Origin of the sequence: Tardiphaga sp. OK246 (genome assembly GCF_900188215.1) — a bacterium.
GTDB classification, from domain to species: domain Bacteria; phylum Pseudomonadota; class Alphaproteobacteria; order Rhizobiales; family Xanthobacteraceae; genus Tardiphaga; species Tardiphaga robiniae.
This window is the reverse complement of the sequence record NZ_FZOX01000004.1, coordinates 641632-658886: the sequence shown is the minus strand read 5'-3', so window position 1 is coordinate 658886 and position 17255 is coordinate 641632. Positions and strand designations below refer to the sequence as shown.

At 58.5% G+C, this 17255-nt stretch carries 18 protein-coding genes; 5 read left to right on the top strand and 13 right to left on the bottom strand.

Going from position 1 to position 17255, the window contains the following annotated elements; translation table 11 throughout:
- The 3 genes from CHC01_RS21460 to CHC01_RS21450 all read right to left on the bottom strand — a co-directional run.
- On the bottom strand, positions 1 to 363 hold a 363-nt coding region (locus tag CHC01_RS21460; RefSeq protein ID WP_244558468.1), incomplete at its 3' end, for a sensor histidine kinase.
- A gap of 143 nt (positions 364 to 506) precedes the next feature.
- A complete protein-coding gene (locus CHC01_RS21455) occupies positions 507 to 1016 on the bottom strand; it encodes a GNAT family N-acetyltransferase (protein ID WP_089266218.1) in 510 nt (169 codons plus the stop codon).
- A 198-nt stretch (positions 1017 to 1214) separates the two neighbouring features.
- Positions 1215 to 1625, bottom strand: a complete 411-nt coding sequence (locus CHC01_RS21450) for a hypothetical protein (protein WP_089266217.1) — start codon at positions 1623 to 1625, stop codon at positions 1215 to 1217.
- Positions 1626 to 2905: 1280 nt separating this feature from the next.
- On the opposite strand from CHC01_RS21450, the gene CHC01_RS21440 reads away from it, so the two are divergent.
- Positions 2906 to 3100 carry a hypothetical protein gene (locus tag CHC01_RS21440; RefSeq protein ID WP_141137144.1) on the top strand — a complete coding sequence of 65 codons (195 nt, stop codon included), beginning with the start codon at positions 2906 to 2908 and terminating at the stop codon, positions 3098 to 3100.
- Between the two features lie 288 nt (positions 3101 to 3388).
- Here the strand turns inward: CHC01_RS21440 and CHC01_RS21435 are convergent, their stop codons facing one another.
- The 8 genes from CHC01_RS21435 to gtdA form a co-directional block, all read right to left on the bottom strand.
- On the bottom strand, positions 3389 to 5116 hold the full coding sequence (locus tag CHC01_RS21435) for a GMC family oxidoreductase (protein ID WP_089266214.1): 1728 nt from the start codon (positions 5114 to 5116) through the stop codon (positions 3389 to 3391).
- Between the two features lie 192 nt (positions 5117 to 5308).
- A complete protein-coding gene (locus CHC01_RS21430) occupies positions 5309 to 6016 on the bottom strand; it encodes an ABC transporter ATP-binding protein (protein ID WP_089266213.1) in 708 nt (235 codons plus the stop codon).
- Positions 6017 to 6021: 5 nt separating this feature from the next.
- Positions 6022 to 6765, bottom strand: a complete 744-nt coding sequence (locus CHC01_RS21425; protein WP_089266212.1) for an ABC transporter ATP-binding protein — start codon at positions 6763 to 6765, stop codon at positions 6022 to 6024.
- The gene (locus CHC01_RS21420) at positions 6762 to 7790 is read right to left on the bottom strand and encodes a branched-chain amino acid ABC transporter permease (RefSeq protein WP_089266211.1); all 1029 of its coding nucleotides are present in this window, start codon (positions 7788 to 7790) and stop codon (positions 6762 to 6764) included. Before CHC01_RS21420 ends, CHC01_RS21425 begins: the two co-directional genes overlap by 4 nt.
- A complete protein-coding gene (locus tag CHC01_RS21415) occupies positions 7783 to 8649 on the bottom strand; it encodes a branched-chain amino acid ABC transporter permease (RefSeq protein WP_210421698.1) in 867 nt (288 codons plus the stop codon). The genes CHC01_RS21420 and CHC01_RS21415 overlap by 8 nt, the downstream gene beginning before the upstream one ends.
- 32 nt (positions 8650 to 8681) lie before the next feature.
- Positions 8682 to 9857, bottom strand: a complete 1176-nt coding sequence (locus tag CHC01_RS21410; protein WP_089266210.1) for an ABC transporter substrate-binding protein — start codon at positions 9855 to 9857, stop codon at positions 8682 to 8684.
- A gap of 73 nt (positions 9858 to 9930) precedes the next feature.
- Positions 9931 to 10635, bottom strand: a complete 705-nt coding sequence (locus tag CHC01_RS21405; protein WP_089266302.1) for a fumarylacetoacetate hydrolase family protein — start codon at positions 10633 to 10635, stop codon at positions 9931 to 9933.
- A 15-nt stretch (positions 10636 to 10650) separates the two neighbouring features.
- Positions 10651 to 11694, bottom strand: a complete 1044-nt coding sequence (gene gtdA / locus CHC01_RS21400) for a gentisate 1,2-dioxygenase (RefSeq protein ID WP_089266209.1) — start codon at positions 11692 to 11694, stop codon at positions 10651 to 10653.
- Between the two features lie 106 nt (positions 11695 to 11800).
- Here gtdA and maiA point away from each other — a divergent pair, with 106 nt between their 5' ends.
- Together maiA and CHC01_RS21390 are read left to right on the top strand one after the other, a co-directional pair.
- The gene (maiA, locus tag CHC01_RS21395) at positions 11801 to 12433 is read left to right on the top strand and encodes a maleylacetoacetate isomerase (RefSeq protein ID WP_089266208.1); all 633 of its coding nucleotides are present in this window, start codon (positions 11801 to 11803) and stop codon (positions 12431 to 12433) included.
- Entirely contained in the window at positions 12399 to 12959 is a 561-nt protein-coding gene (locus CHC01_RS21390) for a MarR family winged helix-turn-helix transcriptional regulator (protein ID WP_502695676.1), read from the top strand. The genes maiA and CHC01_RS21390 overlap by 35 nt, the downstream gene beginning before the upstream one ends.
- Before the next feature lie 38 nt (positions 12960 to 12997).
- Here CHC01_RS21390 and CHC01_RS21385 read toward each other — a convergent pair whose 3' ends face one another.
- On the bottom strand, positions 12998 to 14626 hold the full coding sequence (locus CHC01_RS21385; RefSeq protein WP_089266206.1) for a benzoate-CoA ligase family protein: 1629 nt from the start codon (positions 14624 to 14626) through the stop codon (positions 12998 to 13000).
- Positions 14623 to 15762: an FAD-dependent monooxygenase gene (locus tag CHC01_RS21380; protein WP_089266205.1), complete on the bottom strand. Its 1140-nt coding sequence runs from the start codon at positions 15760 to 15762 to the stop codon at positions 14623 to 14625. The genes CHC01_RS21385 and CHC01_RS21380 overlap by 4 nt, the downstream gene beginning before the upstream one ends.
- Before the next feature lie 74 nt (positions 15763 to 15836).
- On the opposite strand from CHC01_RS21380, the gene CHC01_RS21375 reads away from it, so the two are divergent.
- Together CHC01_RS21375 and CHC01_RS21370 are read left to right on the top strand one after the other, a co-directional pair.
- Positions 15837 to 16250 carry an acyl-CoA thioesterase gene (locus tag CHC01_RS21375; RefSeq protein ID WP_089266204.1) on the top strand — a complete coding sequence of 138 codons (414 nt, stop codon included), beginning with the start codon at positions 15837 to 15839 and terminating at the stop codon, positions 16248 to 16250.
- Positions 16251 to 16270: 20 nt separating this feature from the next.
- Positions 16271 to 17131 carry an IclR family transcriptional regulator gene (locus CHC01_RS21370; RefSeq protein WP_089266203.1) on the top strand — a complete coding sequence of 287 codons (861 nt, stop codon included), beginning with the start codon at positions 16271 to 16273 and terminating at the stop codon, positions 17129 to 17131.
- Positions 17132 to 17255 lie beyond the last annotated feature (124 nt).

The following is a 17255-nucleotide window of genomic DNA, read 5'->3' as shown; positions in this document are numbered from 1 at the left end:
AATCGACAGCCCCATGCCAATGCCATCCCGCTTGGTCGTGAAGAACGGATTGAAGATCATATCGAGATGATCGGGGTCGATACCCACCCCCGCATCTTCGACGGTGACGCAGACCTCTCCCAATGGATCCATCGCCGACACGACAGTCACACGCCGTTGTTGATTCTTCGATGAATTGATGGCATCGGCCGCGTTGGACACCAGGTTCAACATCACCTGTTGCAACTGCACCCGATCGCCAACGATCGACGGTTGGTCAGGCTGAAGATCAACGTCCAGCGCAATTTCCTGTCGCGACAGTTCCGGCTGCACGATCAAAAGAACGCCTTCGATCATCTCATTGAAGTCGAGCGGCTCGAACACCACTGGCGCGTTGCGCGTCTGTTGAAGGTGGTGGAAGCGTCATCATAGTGAGGTCAGTGACTATGACAGCGCGTTGAAGCGACGCACATCACGCTTGACCTAAAAGCTTCAGTGCCAACATCGACCAAAGATCGACGATACTGTTAAAGCGCCTTCGATAGGATTACCAATCTTGCATCATCGGGATCGGGCTTGGCCTTGAACCCTATCTCTCGCTCCAACACAATTGCATCATGGTTGTCGCGGCTTTCTATTGATTGGATTACTCGCAATCCTTTCGCGGCCGCTTGCCGCGAGACAAACACAAGCAATTCCCAGCCAATGCCTTCGGCACGATGGTCGGCGCGGACAGAGATGGCCACCTCGCCCTGCTCTCTCTTCGTATCGGTAGCCAGCATGGCCGTTGCCACGGGAACGGAATCCCCCTCAATGAATGCAATGTATGTTTCCGTCGACTGGTGATCTACATGGGTCATGTCGTGGATCCTCTCCGCGCTCACTTCCTTCATTCCAGTGAGGAAGCGAAATCGAAGATCCTCTGGCCGCAGTCCGTAAAAAAAACGCTGCATGTTTTTTTCGTCATTCTCAGCGACGGGCCTAACTTTAATACCGATACCCTTACGCGTCGTGAGAATTTGAGCGCTCTGTGGCATGTTGGTCCTCGTTGGGTAAATTGGGACGGAGACAGTGGCCGTTCGAATTGTGGAGGGATGCAGTTATAGACGGCAAACCTTTGATGCGTGCCTCTTAGGTCAGGTTAGTTTTCCATCTGCCTTTGACGTTGATCTACGTCAATAAATCCTGTTCTAAATCAGTTCCGTAGAACCGATAGCAGGCGAGGCCCTGACCCGTTATTCGTGGAACGGACGTGATATGCTCTCACCTGCAGACGACATCCGAAAATATACCCTGCCATAAGCGAGAAGGTCGTCATCCGTGAGGCGATCAGCGGCTTCCAAAGCAACGATACGATCTGCGGTCTCTGAGCTTCGCTTGCGAATATATCGGGCAAGTTCGACTTTTGCAGTCGAAGGACCCAGAATGAGAATATCGCTCCCTTCACGGATCACCTCTGTGATCTGCGCAAAATAAAGCGCCTTCGGGTCTACATGCCCCCGAATTGTAGAATTGGCTTGATGGCGGACACGCCTGGCGGACGAATGCGGATACAAAACGAGCCCATCGTTATCTGAAATCCCGAGATGAAATATCCGCGCCTGGGAGTAGTCGATCCAAACAATCACATGAAGAAGATCGGACATCGTTGTCTCCTGATTGCTGGCAGTACACGGTCATCTTGTGACTATAATGCGATGAACATTTTGATGCAGATTATGATTGCGCACTTCGGATGAGGTGGGCTCACGCTGCGCCGAGGCACCCCGGTTGGACGAAGTGACTCCCCGTGAATTTCCATTCTCATAGGTCTGTATGCTGGCGCGACCGCGTGATGTCGGAGCCACTCCGGCTTAGGGTACTGGCACTTTAGCGAGCCGCTGCTCCCATTTGGGGACCGAAGTCGGCACACATGGCGGCCAAGCAATTTCTCGAGTGGGTCGGAAGTCAACTCGATCGGGCGCTGGGCCAACACGGTAAATGCGAGTGCTGTAACCCAAGCGTTGCTGCGATGCACCAACTACTCAGCGGCATTCGAATTCGGCAATTTCTTAAGGAACCCTGCAAGCTGGCTTTCTCTTCCGCCAATAGTGTACGAAGAACCACCAGCTTCTTGGCATCTGTCTCAGATGCCAAGAGCTTTTCATAATGCCCGATATTCGCTCTGAAAAATGAAGTCCGCCATCGCTCACCCTGACGCATCACTGGGCGGGAGCATTCAGGCTCAGTCACCGGCAACAGCCTGTTCCAAACGGCGATGGAGGTTTGTAGCACACAATCCTGGCAGCGGAATGGCAAGTTCGGTAGTCGGATGAAATCGTGAAGCGGCCATTCCCATGCGAGATCGAAAGGCTGCCTGCCCTCAAGGAGCTAAACACGCAACTGACTAAGGGACGGATTCTCCCCCCTTTGAGATGTTACGAGAATTTTCACCGACCCGGCGGCGAGTTCACTCGTTTTCGAGAGAAGCGATTGGGTTTGCGGCGCAACTTGCCATGGTCGCATTCCCTCATCTCTTTTATAAGCTCTGGTTGCGTGAGCACATGGAGCATTTGGTCTGTCGTATCCTCGCTTGCACAGCGGCCTCGTTGCAGGAAATTGAGAAGAAGGCGCTGTGCTTTCGCTACCGCCTTGGCTGCCTCAGTAATCCGACGCATTTATTCACCCCCTCTTCGATTATAATTGACGGCAGCATATTGTAGGTACGCCGGTCCGCTCATCGTGATCACCAGTCCCGTGTTCAGTATCGTTTGATGCAATTGTGCCGTCGACTGTAGGAACTGGCATTGTCAACGTTGCGGCGATCCGACATTCTGATCGGCGCCGCCTTTGCCGCTAGCGGGTTGGTCACGCTGGCCGGCGCTGCCGCCGGATGGATCGCGTTCGCTCCGGCTGTGACCCCGCTCGTTGGACGCAGAAGCGAGAGATGACACTCGCGGCACTGCTCGACCAGCTCGACGGCCTGGCGGCGCAGAGCCCCGTCTTGGTCGTGTTCGAGGACGTCCACTGGATCGACCCAACTTCACTCGACCTGCTCGATCGACTGGTCGCGCGCGCCGCTAACATGCCGGTGTTGCTGGCCGTCACGTCGGCCAGCCGCATGTTACGATGCTGCTCTTGAGCCGCCTACGTCATGACAGCGCCGCCATCATTGGTGGCGTCACCAGAGACAAGCCGCTGCCCGACGTCGTCACCGTCCTTACAGAGTAAGCTGTACTATTTTCTATCACAAAGAGAGTGTTTGCAGATACCGATGCGACCGCGGTAACGTTAATGATGTCCATCACGGCGCGTCAGTATACGCCGCCCATGAAGGCCTTTTGATCTTTACAAAAAGACAGGGTTTAGGGCCGACTAAGAATCGCTTTTTAAACTTGGGGATAGCATCGATAAATACTGAGGTCGGGCTTCAAGCCTTCTCAATAAGGATCTGCGCCATCTTCTCACCAATCAACACGCAGGTTGCCATTGTCGCAACTCCGGGAATACGCGGCATCACGGATGCGTCGGCAATGCGAAGATTGCGCACGCCATTGACGCGTAGCTTTGAGTCAACCACAGCTTCCTCGTCTTTGCCCATCCGGCAAGTGCCGACCTCATGAAAATAGGTCGTGGCGCCATCGCGAATGAAATCGGTCATTTCTCGGCCGGCAAGTCTCTTGCCCGGTGCGACCTCGCGTTTCGCAAACGCCTTCATGGCCGCGGAGTTGCCGAGTTCGCGGCAAAGCTCGATGCCCGCTGCAAGCGTTGCCACGTCATCTGGATGCCCGAGAAAGTTTGCCTCGACGATCGGCTTGTCGGCAGGATTGGCTGATTTGAGGCGCAGTGTGCCACGGCTCTTGGGTGCGACTAGCCCGGCGCACAGGGCCCATGTCGTTGCCGGCGGCGCGTATCGTTTCGCGATGACTTCACTGGCATATGGCAGTTCGATCTGGACGATGTTGATATTGGGCGAGGAAAGGCTTGCGCTCGTTTTCCAGAAGCCGGCGACTTCGGCGCCGCTATTGCGCAACTCCATTTGCTGCGGTGCCTCCCACAGGCAACCACCGTGCAGGATATGATCGTGGAAGTTTCGTCCCACTTCTTTTCGGTTGGCGACGGTCTTGATTCCATGAGGCTTGAGATCATCTTCATTGCCGATGCCGCTGAGCATGAGGATTTTGGCGCTGTTCATGCCACCGGCGCAAAGTACGACCTCCCTGCCAGCGCTGATAGTCGTGATTTTGCCGTCGAACCCGACCTCAACGCCGGTGACACGGTCGCCAACCAGGACCAGCCTGTGGACTTCCGCATTTGTCAGCAGCGTCACGTTGCTTTGACCCAGCACCGGATAGAGATAGGAACGCGCCATGCTCTGGCGCTGTCCGTTGCGGATGATCTGGTTCATCAGGGCGAAGCCACCGCTCGCCTCTTCTCGGGCTCCGTTTTGGTCCGGCAGAACCTCGTGCCCGAGCTCACGCGCTGCGTCCAGCAACGCCGGCGCGAGCGGCGAAGGATCGGCTGCTGACTGGCACCAGACCGGGCCGCCCTTGCCGCGGTAGCGGGCATCCGGCGCCCCCTGCCAGTCTTCGGCCTTTCGATAAATGGCGAGGCCTTGCTCGTAGCTCCAGCCTGGGTCGCCGGTGACGTCAGCCCAATGATCGAGATCAGCCTTGAAGGGGCGCGCCCAGATCGTCGCGTTGATACTGCTTCCGCCCCCAACCACCCGGCCCATGTGTTCGGGAATCGCCCGACCGTTCACGCTGTCGGAGGGCTCCGATATAACGCCCCAATCGCGCTCGGTGCCGAGGTTCGTAAACCAGAGTGCGGGGTTCGAGACCGACGGCGCCGTATCCCAGTCCCCAGCCTCGATGAGCAATATGCTGATGGAGTTGTCGCTTGCCAGGCGGCCGACCAATGCCGAGCCAGCGCTTCCCGAACCGCAAACGATATAGTCATAGCTCGACGAGAGTTTTCGTCTGCGGTCGTTTTGATTGGCGCGAATATCCTCGAGTTGATCGGCCAGCGCAGCCAAGCCTACCGATGACAACCCCGCTGCGACAGCCATAGTGAGGAAAGCGCGGCGGTCGATTGAGCGGTTGAGAAAGGCTCGCTCCAGACCTGCAAGTGCCTGTTGCGATGTATCGACTTCACGCATGCGACACCTCCCTGAATTACTCCCAGCTATTTTTTGCCGGTCAAGTTATGTTCAACCTTCCATAGCGTTTCGCCTAATGTCAAACTGATTTCTCATTGTGCAATGCCAACACACGCTTTCGATGATAGAGCCATCGGTACTTGCGAGCCGTTTTCAAGCGAGCAGATATGCGCCTGCCAAGTCTCTTTCCGGCTATCCGATGCCAAGAAATCGCTCGCGGATCGCGGCGTCGTCGGCCAGCGCCTGATTGCTCCCGCTCCAGATGACGGTTCCTTTTTCGACGACGTAATGCCGATCAGCGAAGGTCGACAAAGCATCAACCTCCTTGTCGATGATCAACATCGCCAGCCCGAGCGCCTTCAGGTCGATCAGCCGCCGCCAGATTTCTTCCCTGATCACGGGGGCCAGCCCTTCGGTGGCTTCATCGAGCACGAGCAATTGCGGATTCGTCATCAAGGCGCGGCCGATCGCCAGCATCTGCTGCTCGCCGCCGGACAGTTGGCCGCCGCCGTTGGACAACCGCTCGCCCAGCCTGGGAAAGAACTCGATAACCTTCGCCATCGTCCAGGCGTCCGGTAGGCCACCTGGATTAGCCTCGGCCATCAGCAGGTTTTCTCGCACCGATAGATTGGGAAAGATGTGACGCCCTTCCGGCACGAGCCCGACGCCGAGCCGCGCGATTCGGTACGGTCGAAGCTGGCTTACAGCCTGGCCCGAGATCGCGATCGACCCGGATGTTATGGGCAGCAGACCGCAGATCGTCCGGACCGTCGTCGTCTTACCCATACCGTTGCGGCCGAGCAATGTGACGACCTCGCCTGCCGCAATGGACAACGATATGCCGAACAGCACTTGGCTTTGGCCATAGGCAGCGTGAATGTTGGCGACATCGAGAAGCATACGAACTACCTGTGCCCGAGATAGGCCGCGCGTACGGCCGGATCCGACCGGATGTGACCCGGCGGGCCTGTCGCGATCGCTTTTCCTGCAACCAGGACGGTGACGCGGTCTGCGAGCCTGAATACGGCGTCCATGTCGTGCTCGACCAGCAGGATCGAATAGCGCGATTTCAGGCGCAGAAGCAGCGACGTCATGCGCGCGCTATCTTCGCGGCCCATGCCTGCCATCGGTTCGTCGAGCAAAAGAAGTTTCGGCCGCATCGCCATCGCCATCGCCAGTTCGAGTTGGCGGCGCTCGCCATGCGAAACATCGCCAGCGCAACGATTGGTTCTGCCGAGCCCGACGGCGTCGAGCATCTCTTGCGCCGGGCCGGTCAGAGCCGGATCGGTATGCGTGCCGCGCCAGAAGCGGAAGCTATGTCCCTGTCGCGCCTGCACCGAGACGGCCACATTGTCGCGCAAGCTGAACTGCGGGAACACCGAGGAAATCTGGAACGAGCGCGCCAGGCCAGCATGTGCGCGGCGGTGAGACGGTTCGCGCGTGACATCGCGGCCATCGAACAGGATCGACCCCGCGTCAGGCGTCAGGTCGCCCTGCAATTGCGAGATCAGCGACGTCTTGCCAGCACCGTTGGGACCAATTAGCGCCAGCGTCTCGCGATCGGCGACATGCAGATCCAGATGGTCGGTCGCGACCAGTCCGCCGAAGCGCTTCACCAGGCCGGTCACCTGCAGCAACGCGTCGCTCATGGCCGGCGCCCCGTTTCGAACGCCATGCGCAGCAGGTCGGTCAAACCGCCGCGTAACAGGACAACGATGCCGATGATGATCAGGCCGAAGCCGAGTTGCCAGTAGACCGTCCACCCGGAAAGCACGATTTCGAGCGCCAGGAAAACCGCTGCGCCCAGCAAGGGACCCCAGACCGTCGACATGCCGCCCAGCACGCACATGACTACGAGGTCGCCGGAGCGGACCCAGGACATTTCCGACGGGCTGATGAACTGCTGCCCGGCAGCCAACAAACCGCCACCAAGGCCGGCGATGGCACCGGAGATCGCAAAAGCCGCCAGTTGATAGCGCATCGGCGGGATGCCGAGCGCCGCCAGTCGCCGTGGATTCTGCGACGAGGCGCGCAGGACGACGCCGAACCTGCTCCCAACCAGGCGCTGCAGCACCACCAGCACAACGCCGAGAGCGATAACGCATCCGAGATAGAACGGCACCCGTGCCATCGCCGGATATCCGAACAGCGTGATCTCGCCGTTGATCTGCAACCCGTCCTCGCCGCCATACTTCTGCAAGGCGACAAAGAAGTAATAAAGCATCTGGTTGAAAGCGAGCGTGATCATGATGAAATAGGCCCCCCCGGTCCGCAGCGACACCACGCCCATGGCTGCGGCGGCCAGCGCCGAGACGCAGATGGCCGCGGGCAGCACGACGGCAAGTTCGGTCGAGCCGGGAATGAAGCCGAAAAGCGGTTCGCCGGCCTCGGCCTGGAAGGCGAGGATGCCGACGACATATCCGCCGATGCCGAACAAACCCGCATGCAGAAGGCTGACAAGTCCGCCGAATCCGAGAACGATGTTTAGTGCAATCGCGGCCAGCGCGAACACGATGACGCGGGTGCCGATCTTGAGCAGAAACGGATTGCCGGTCAGCGATGCCACTAGCGGTAATGCCGCGAACAACAAAATCAGGATCGCTATCGGCGTGACGCCGGCGAACCGCGGCGACGGCGTCGCTTCGACGACGGAATGGAGCGCACTGTCAGCCATGGACCGGAAACAACCCCCGTGGGCGCAAAGCCAGAATGACCGCCATCAGCACGAAAATCAGCATGCTGCCGAGCGCGGGTGGCAGCAGCACGCGGCCGAACGTATCGACGACCCCGACCAAAACGGCTGCAATTAACGCGCCCTTGATCGAGCCGATGCCACCGATCACGGTGACGACCAGCGCCAGGATCAGCACGGGCTCGCCCATGCCGACCTGAACCGCACTGATCGGTCCCGCCATCATGCCCGCAAGGCCTGCCAGCGCGGCGCCGGCTGCGAAAACCAGCGAGAAGATCAGCTCGACATTAACGCCCATGGCCGACGCGATGTCACGGTTGCTCGCGCCTGCGCGGACCCACATGCCGACGCGCGTGTGCGACACCACAAGATACAGGCCCGCCGCGACCAGCAGACCGGCCGCGAGAATGACGAGACGAAAACTCGGATAGATCAGGCCCGGCATCAACTGCACCGACGATGCCAGGACCGACGGCAGCGGCATGGGGACAGGAACGGGCCCCCACACCATCTTGGTCAGTTCGTTGAGAACGAGGATCAGTCCGAACGTCACCAGCACCTGATCGAGATGGCCGCGGTGATAGAACCGCCTGAGCACAACCGCCTCGAGCAAGGCTCCGGCCAGCGCCGTCGCCGGCACGGCCAGCGCCACGGCGAGCGCGAAGCTTCCCGTGCGGGCCAGAATCGTGGCGGCAGCGAAGGCGCCTATCATGAACAACGATCCATGAGTCAGATTGATCATGTTCATGATGCCGAACACCAGCGTCAGCCCGGCCGCCATCAGGAACAGCTGGACGCCCAATTGAACGCCATTGAGCGACTGTTCGACAATCAGCGTCAGCCCCATCGCGTCAAACTCCAGATCAAAGACCGCTACTGCGCCGGCTTCATGGCGCAATCGGCGACATGGAAGTCCGCCAGATCCGCCTTGATCAATTCGCCGCGCTTCATGACCGGCCGACCCTTGCCGTCCTTGACGATCTCGGCGAGGTAGGCATCCTGGATCGGGTAATGGTTGGTGTTGAACTTGAACTTGCCGCGTAGCGAGTCGAACGTGACCGCCTCCAGAGCTTTCTGGAACGCAGCCTTGTCCTCGATCTTGCCGTCGATCGATGCCAGCGCGGCATTCAGCAGGCGCGCGCCATCAAACGCATTGGCGGCGTAGGGAGACGGCAGACGGCCATACGCGGCCTCGAAATCCGCCGTAAACATCTTGCTCACCGGGTTGTCGAAGTCTTCCGTCCAGAACGTGGAGGCAAAGGCGCCGACGGCCGCCTCTCCCATACCGGGCAGCACGGTCTGGTCGAGCGAGAACGATGGCCCGTAGAGCTTGATGGTATCGGCCAGGCCGGCCTGGGCATACTGCTTGACGAAATTGATGCCCATTCCGCCAGGATAGAAGAAGAACACGGCGTCCGGCTTGACCGAGCGCAATTGCGAGATTTCGGCGGCGTAGTCGAGCTGGCCGAATGCCGTATAGACCTCGCCGGCAACCTCGCCCTTGAAAGTGCGCTTGAAGCCCGTGAGGTAGTCTTTGCCCGCCGGATAGTTCGGTGCCATCAGATAGACGCGCTTGGCCTTGTTGGACAGATAAAGCCCCATCGCCTCGGGCAATGTGTCGTTCTGGAATGCCGAATTGAAGTAGCGCGCGTTGCACTGCTTGCCGGCATATTGCGAGGGCCCGGCATTGATGCTGAACACGAAGGCGCCTGCATCGAGGACCGGTTTGGCAACTGCCAGCATCACGTTGGAGAAGGTGATGCCTGTGACAATCTGCACGCGATCGCTCTCGACCATCTTGTCGGCAAGCTGGCGACCGACGTCAGGCTTTGCCTGATCGTCGCCCTGAATAATCTCGACCGACCGGCCACCGAGCTTGCCTCCAGAACTCTTCAGGCCAAGCTTGAACCCGTCGAGCAGCTCCTGTCCCAACTGCCCAGACGGACCGGAAAATGTCGAAATGAATCCGATCTTGATCGGCTGCTGGGCATGCGCGTTTGCACCTGCCAGGAAACCCGCGGCACACAATAAGAGCGTTGTCTTTCTCATGGTCCCCTCCCTCCGCAGCGCCTCTTTTTGAACGGGCGACTGCCAAATGAATAACTTGTCGGGCAACGATGGCCTACGAGGCGATCGGCTTTCCAATCGTGATGTCGATCTGGCCGAGACCGGCAATACCGCCGGTGACCTTGTCGCCGGTGACGATGGCGCCCACGCCGGCGGGCGTTCCGGTCATCACCAGATCACCGGGCTTGAGGACCATCGAGCGCGACAGAACGGCAATGATGTCTGGCACCGGCCAGATCAGCTCGGCGAGGTCAGCGTCCTGCTTTACATCGCCGTTAACGGCGAGCCAGATGCGGCCAGCATTGGGCCGGAACGAGCCATCGACGCGATGCAACGGCGCGATAGGCGCCGAGTGATCGAATGCTTTGCCCCAATCCCACGGCCTACCCTTATCACGCGCTTCGAACTGCAGGTCGCGCCGCGTCAGATCGATGCCGACGCCATAACCGAACACGTGATCAAGCGCGGAGGCGGCTGAAATACTGAAGCCTCCCTTGCCGATCGCGACGATCAGTTCGATCTCGTAGTGCAGGTTTGCGGTTTCCGGCGGATAGGGAATCGTCTCGCCGTTATCCACCACCGCGTCGCTGGGCTTGGTGAAGAAGAACGGCGGCTCGCGATCCGGATCTTTCCCCATTTCACGGGCATGCGCGGCATAATTTCGGCCGACGCAAAAGATGCGTCGCACCGGAAAGCGGGCGGAGTCGCCGGCTACCGCGACGGAAGCAATCGCCGGAGGCGCAAAAACAAAATCAGTCATCATTGGCGTCCTAAATCACGCGTTGCCGCGGTCTTCGCGAAACAGATCAAGCTTCTGCTGAACCGGCCGATCCGAGAAGCTGAAGAGAACTGCATCCTCGTCGCTTTCGTGAGTCACCCACTGCCAACTCGGCACGACGAACAGATCTCGCGGCCCCCACTCGAAGGTTTGATCACCGATCCGCGAACGACCCCGACCTTCGATCGGCGCAAATACTGTGGCGTCCGTGGAACGGTATCTTGCGGTCTTGAAGCCGTTGGGCAGAAGTTGAATGAAGGTGCCGATGGTCGGCATCGCGAAATCGCCCGTCACGGGATTCGAGAATCTCAGCTTGAGACCGTGGCAGGCATCCCACTCATCGTGAGCCTTCGCCGCTTCGAGCGCCTCGCGCGTATATGAATATGGATAGTTGAAGATCGGCGAGGCCTTCGCGGTGCGCTTTAGATCGACCGGCAGCAGGTTGCGGCCATAACGCGCGAAGCTGTCCCCGACAGGACGAGTGACTTTCTGCTCGTCCTCCTCGAGCCCCTCCGCGAAGGAGGCATCGAAGAACTGCACCATTGGGATATCCAGACCATCGAGCCAGAACATCGGCTCCGACGCCTGATTGCCGTGATCGTGCCACTTCATTGAGGGCGTGATGACGAAGTCACCCGGCGCCATCATGGTTCGCTCGCCATCAACGGCGGTATGAGCGCCCTCGCCTTCCAGAACGAACCGCAGTGCGGATTGACTATGGCGATGGGCGGGCGCCACCTCCCCCGGCATCACCATCTGAACGCCGGCGTAAAGCGAGGTCGTGACTTTGGATTGGCCACGCAGACCCGGGTTCTCGAGAACGAGAACGCGGCGCTCGGCTTCCTTCGCCGTGATGAGCTTTCCCGCCTCCATCATATAGGCGCGGATGTCGTCAAACTTCCAAAGATGGGGGCGACAAGCACTCTTGGGTTCGGGCGTAATAAGATCGCCCATCACATTCCACAACGCTGACAGGTTTTCACCGTCGATCTTGCGGTAAAACGCCTCTCGTTCCGGCGTTTTTTGAATGGCGTTGTCCATAGACAGCCTCCCGTCGTTGTTCTCGCTTATTTGACAGTATACTGTCAAAATGCATACTGTCAGTCAAGCTTTTCAAAAGCGTGATATCGAAAAATGGGAGGGCCAGATGGAACTGCACGGCTATTTCCGCAGCAGCGCGTCATATCGCGTCAGGATCGCCCTCAATCTCAAGAGGCTGACGGCACAGCATTTTTCGTACCATTTGCGCAACGGAGAGCAGCGAAGCAGCGCCTATCTCGCCATGAACCCGCAAGGCCTGGTGCCGACATTTCGCAACGCAACAGGCGACCTACTGACCCAATCGATCGCCATCATCGAATGGCTCGACGAGACCTATCCCGATCCATCACTGCTGCCGCAAGATCCGCTGCAACGCGCGCGGGTTCGTAGCTTCGCCATGGTGCTCGCCTGCGACACACATCCAGTGCAGAATCTCAAGGTGCTTGCACGCCTGCGACAACTTGGTTTGACTGAAACGGTCGTCACGGAGTGGGCTGCGTGGGCAAACCAAGAGGGACTCACGGCATGCGAAGCTCTCATCGCAGGCGAGACAGGTCCGTTCTGCTTTGGCGCATCTCCCACGCTCGCCGACATCTGCCTTATTCCGCAGCTCGCCAATGCCAAGCGTTTTGGCGTGGACCTTGCTAGGTTTCCTCGTCTAAAAGCCGTGGCATCCGCCGCCGCGGAACTAAAGGCTTTCTCCGATGCCGCGCCAGAAAAACAACACGACGCTGAATAAGCCAGTATCCAACGGCGGTGCATCCCCCCAGTCATCCGCTGCGATGGATGACGTCTACAAGAAGCCAGGCTACCTGTTTCGGCGCATGCAGCAAATTGCGGTTGCCGCTTTCATGGAAGAGTGCCAGGCGGTTGATCTGACGCCAGTTCAATACGCGGCGCTTGTCGGTATTCGGGCCCATCCGGGCATCGACGCCACGCGTTTGTCGGCACTCATCGCGTTCGATCGTTCAACACTCGGAAGTGTCATCGAACGCCTGGAAACAAAGGGCTTTCTTGAGCGGAAATCGGGCCCCGACGACAAGCGCGTCAAACTGCTGCATCTGACAAAAGCTGGAGCCAGCGAGCTTCGCAACGTCGAGCCGCTGGTTGCACAGGCGCAAACCCGCATGTTGAAGCCCCTCTCTCCGACCGACCGGCAGGTCTTGCTCAAACTCCTGACCCAGCTTGTGGACTTGAACAACGACGTGTCACGCGCTCCGATGCGCGTAGATGACGTGATGCAACATCTGAACAAACTAGGCTGAGTCCTGCGGTTAGCCGATCCGGTTTGTCTCATTCGTCGCTATAGTCTCAAAAGCGCCTGACGATCGATCTTTCCTGTCCCCGTTTTCGGAAGCTCGCTCACAAACTGCACTTCACGCGGATATTTGTACGGTAGCAGCCTCTCCTTGACAAAACCCTGCAGCATTCGGGTCGCCTCAGCCGCATCGAAATCGTTGACATCCATCACGACAACGGCCTTCAGGCTCATCCGACGATCGGCGAGCTCAACCGCAAGCACTGCGCATTCGCGAACGTTGGGATGTTCCGCCAAGCACAGCTCGACTTCCAACGGGTAAACCCACTGCCCCGACACCTTGATGAGATCATCCGCGCGTCCGCGGAAAAAGTGAAATCCCTCGCTATCGCGCACGAACCTATCGCCGGTGTAGATCCAGCCGCCCTCACGTATCGTTTCCGCCGTCTTATCCGGCCTGTTCCAATATAGTGGAGTGCTGGAGTCGCCCCGCACCCATAGAATGCCTTCCTCGCCATCAGCAACCGTCTCTCCGTCCTTGTCCTTCAGCGCGATCTCGTAGCCGGCAACGCGCTGACCTGCCGACCCCAGCTTCTTGGCGCCGGGGCTGTTCGACAGATAGATATGGAGCACCTCCGTCGAGCCGAGGCCCTCGACGATCTCGAGTCCCGTCAATGCCTTCCATTCTTTGAAGACGTCCGCCGACAGGACTTCGGCGGCAGACAATGACAGACGCAGCGAGGAGAAATCATGCTTTGCCGCGCCCGCGGCTTTTGTCAGCGCTGTGTAAAGCGTCGGCAATCCGAAGAAAACGGTCGGACGGAATTGCTCGACCGCCGCAAAGATTGCATCCGGCTTCGGCTGCCCAGGCAGCAGCAGAGCGGCAGCGCCGACCGAGAACGGGAACGTCACCGAGTTGCCGAACCCGTAGGCGAAGAACATCTTCGGCACGGAGAAACAGATATCGACCTGTGACAGCTTGAGGATATCACGGGCGAAGGCTGCTTCACTGTACGCCATATCGTGCTGTAGGTGAACGATCCCCTTGGGTCGACCTGTCGATCCGGATGAGTACATCCAGAAAGCCATCTCGTTTCGATGCGTGTCCGCCTCAGCCAATTCATCGGAAAATCCAGCCAACCACTGCTCGGACGCAAGCCGGGTCGCAACGGACCCTGCCGCAGCCGTTCCATTGACGACGATTAGCGTGCGTAGCGCGGTGTCGCGGCAAGCCGTTTCATTGAATATCGCACCGAACGCAGCATCCGTGACGGCTACGCTTGCCCCGGAGTCCGACAGGTAGAACTGCAGCAGGTCAGGCGGCGTGAGGGTATTGATGAGCAATGGAACAAATCCCGCACGCACGGCACCGAAAAATGCCGCCGGATATGCCGGGGTATCGTCGAGAAACAGCAAGACCCGATCGCCTCGCTGCAGGCCAAGCGATCGAAATCCATTTCCCCACTTGCAGGCGTCTGCGCACAGTTCTTGATAAGTGCGCGTTCCGGATGGCCCGACGACAGCGACCCGGTCGCCTCGTCCAGCGGTGAGATTGTCAAACAGGATTCGGCATGCATTGTAGCGAGCGGGAATGGAAAAGCCGATCTCGCGGGCGCCGACGCTGTCGAGCGGCACCTGGTCGTTGATGATGAGACTGTCCTGCGGCTTGCTCATCGTGTGCCGTCCTCCCGTTGTGCCTCGTCGTATTGCGCCATGAACGACGGCGACATCTTTCGCAGGCGATCGTCATCGACACGACCGGACCGCGTGATGTAGCTGTAAGCAAAATCCATCATGCCAAGCTTCATGTGTTCGGGGAATTTCTCGTACCAATCGGAGCTGGTGCGCGCAGCGGCGATGAGCTTTTTTACGATCGGCTTGCGCTCGGTCTCATAGCGCGCCAGTCCCGCTGCGATATCCGATTCCGCATCCAACGACTTTACGAGCGCGATCGCATCCTCGATCGCCAGCCTTGTGCCGGACCCAATCGAGAAGTGCGCCGAATGCAACGCATCGCCGATGAGCACTATATTCTTGAAGGACCAGTGCTCGTTCCAGATCCACGGAAAGTTACGCCACACCGACTTGTTCGAAATCAGCGGATGGCCATCGAGCGTCGCGGCAAAGACCTGTTCGCAGACTGATTTTGATTCCTCGATCGTCTTATTGGCAAAATCGTACTGCTGCCAAGTCGCGCGGTCGCACTCGACTAGAAACGTGCTCATCGTCGGCGAAAACCGATAGTGATGCGCATTGAACGTGCCAAGCTCGGTGGAAATGAAAGTCTGCGACAGCGTTTCGAACCGCTTCGTCGTGCCATACCAGGCGAATTTATTGCTGGAATAGGAGAGCGAACTGCCAAAATCGCCCTCGAAGGTCCGGCGAACGAGCGAATTGAGCCCGTCGGCGGCGACAATCAGATCGTAACCGGTAAATCGGTCAAGCGATGGCACGACGGTGTCGTAATGCAGCTTGACGTGAGCACCGCGCGCACGTTCCTGCAACAGTTTGAGTAGTTCGAGCCGTCCGATCGACGAAAACCCTACGCCATCTATATCGATCGTGCGTTCGCAAAGATTAAGCGTGATGTTCTTCCAGCTCTCCATCCGCGGCGCGATGGCGTCGACCGTCTCGGGATCGTCCGCACGTAAAAAATCAAGAGCCTGTTCGGAAAAGACGACACCGAAACCCCACGTCGCACCGGCGGGGTTCTGCTCGAACACCTCGACCTCGGCGGCGGGATGCTTGACCTTAAAAAGGTAGGCAAAATAGAGGCCGGCCGGACCTCCTCCCAGTACGGCAATGCGCATTTTTCTCTCCCAGAGCCGCTTTTATATTATACAATTGATTGCCTAATAGACAAAAATTGAGGGAACAGCAAGCGATGTTCGAAACCGGCTTTACAGTCGAATGGGGGGATTGCGATGAAGCAGGCATCGTCTTCTACCCAAACTATTTCTATTGGCTGGACTGCACCTTCCAGCGCTTCCTGCGATCTCATGGCTTAAACCAGCGCGAACTCCGCAAGCGGTTTGGCGCTGTGACGCCAATTATTCAGGCTCATTCAGACTTCAAGGCGCCTATTCGATACGACGACACGCTGGTCATCAGAGCGATTGTCCGCCAAGAGAGCGAGCGGCGCTTCCGCGTGGATTACCATTTGAGTTCGAACGGAACCCCCGTCGCAAACGCGCACGAAATTCGCGCATGGGCACTTGTCGCAGCCGACGGATCGATCAAAGGTGGACCAATCGACCCGGAATTCCTTGCGATATGCAATGCATCCGATAAGCCCTAATTGACCCTAGAAATCACGATATGAAACAACCGAAACCCGCCGCCACATTTTCACCCAAGCGCGGCAAGGCGACCGGGAAGACATCGCGATCAATTGCCGAAGCCAAAGACTCATTGGAAGCCAAAGCAAAGCCCGCGATCCGCCGGGGCATCCAGTCGGTTGAGGTCGGATTTCGTGTGTTGGCCGCGCTCACCGCGGAATCGCAACCTTCAACCTTGAGCGCGATCGCCAAACGAGCGGAGCTTTCCGCCTCCCAAGCACATCGTTACCTGTCGAGTCTCATCGCCATCGGCATGGCTCGTCAGGGCTCACCTTCAGGGCTTTACGAGCTGGGGCACCAGGCGATCCAGATCGGACTCGCAGCTCTCGCACGAACCGACATCTTCCTCGAGGCCGATCCCGCCATCGCAGAATTCACGCGCTCAACTGGGCGGACTACACTGGTCGCCGCGCTTGGTCCCCTTGGACCGACCATCGTTCGATGGCATGCGGGCCGAATCCCCGTCATTACCTCGCTCTCAGTCGGATCCGTCCTGCCCCTCCTCGGCTCAGCGACGGGGCATACGTTTCTGAGCTTCATGGGAGCCGAGGAATTTGAAGGCGCGATCGAACGAGCCAAGGCCGAAAATGCAGACGCCGCCAAAATCGATGTCGGCTCAATACGAAAACGTATACTCGCGAACATGTACGCGTCGGTGGACGAGTTATTGATACCGGGTCTGCGGGCCACCGCCGTTCCAATCCTCGATATCCAGGGACGAGCCGCCTTGGTTGCGACAGTCTTGGCAACGCCGGCATTCGCTCGCTCGGACGACGAGGCCATCATCAAGAAACTCCAAGCGGTCTGTAGATCTCTCACTGCAAAACTTGGCGCTGCCTAGCTGGACTTGTCGCTCATTTGACGGCGCTGCCCTTTTTGATTCTGCCTTTGCATTGTCCAATTCGACATAGAGATAGACTGAGCCCATGAATTCACTCGATCGGCATGAATGAGCGGGGCAACAT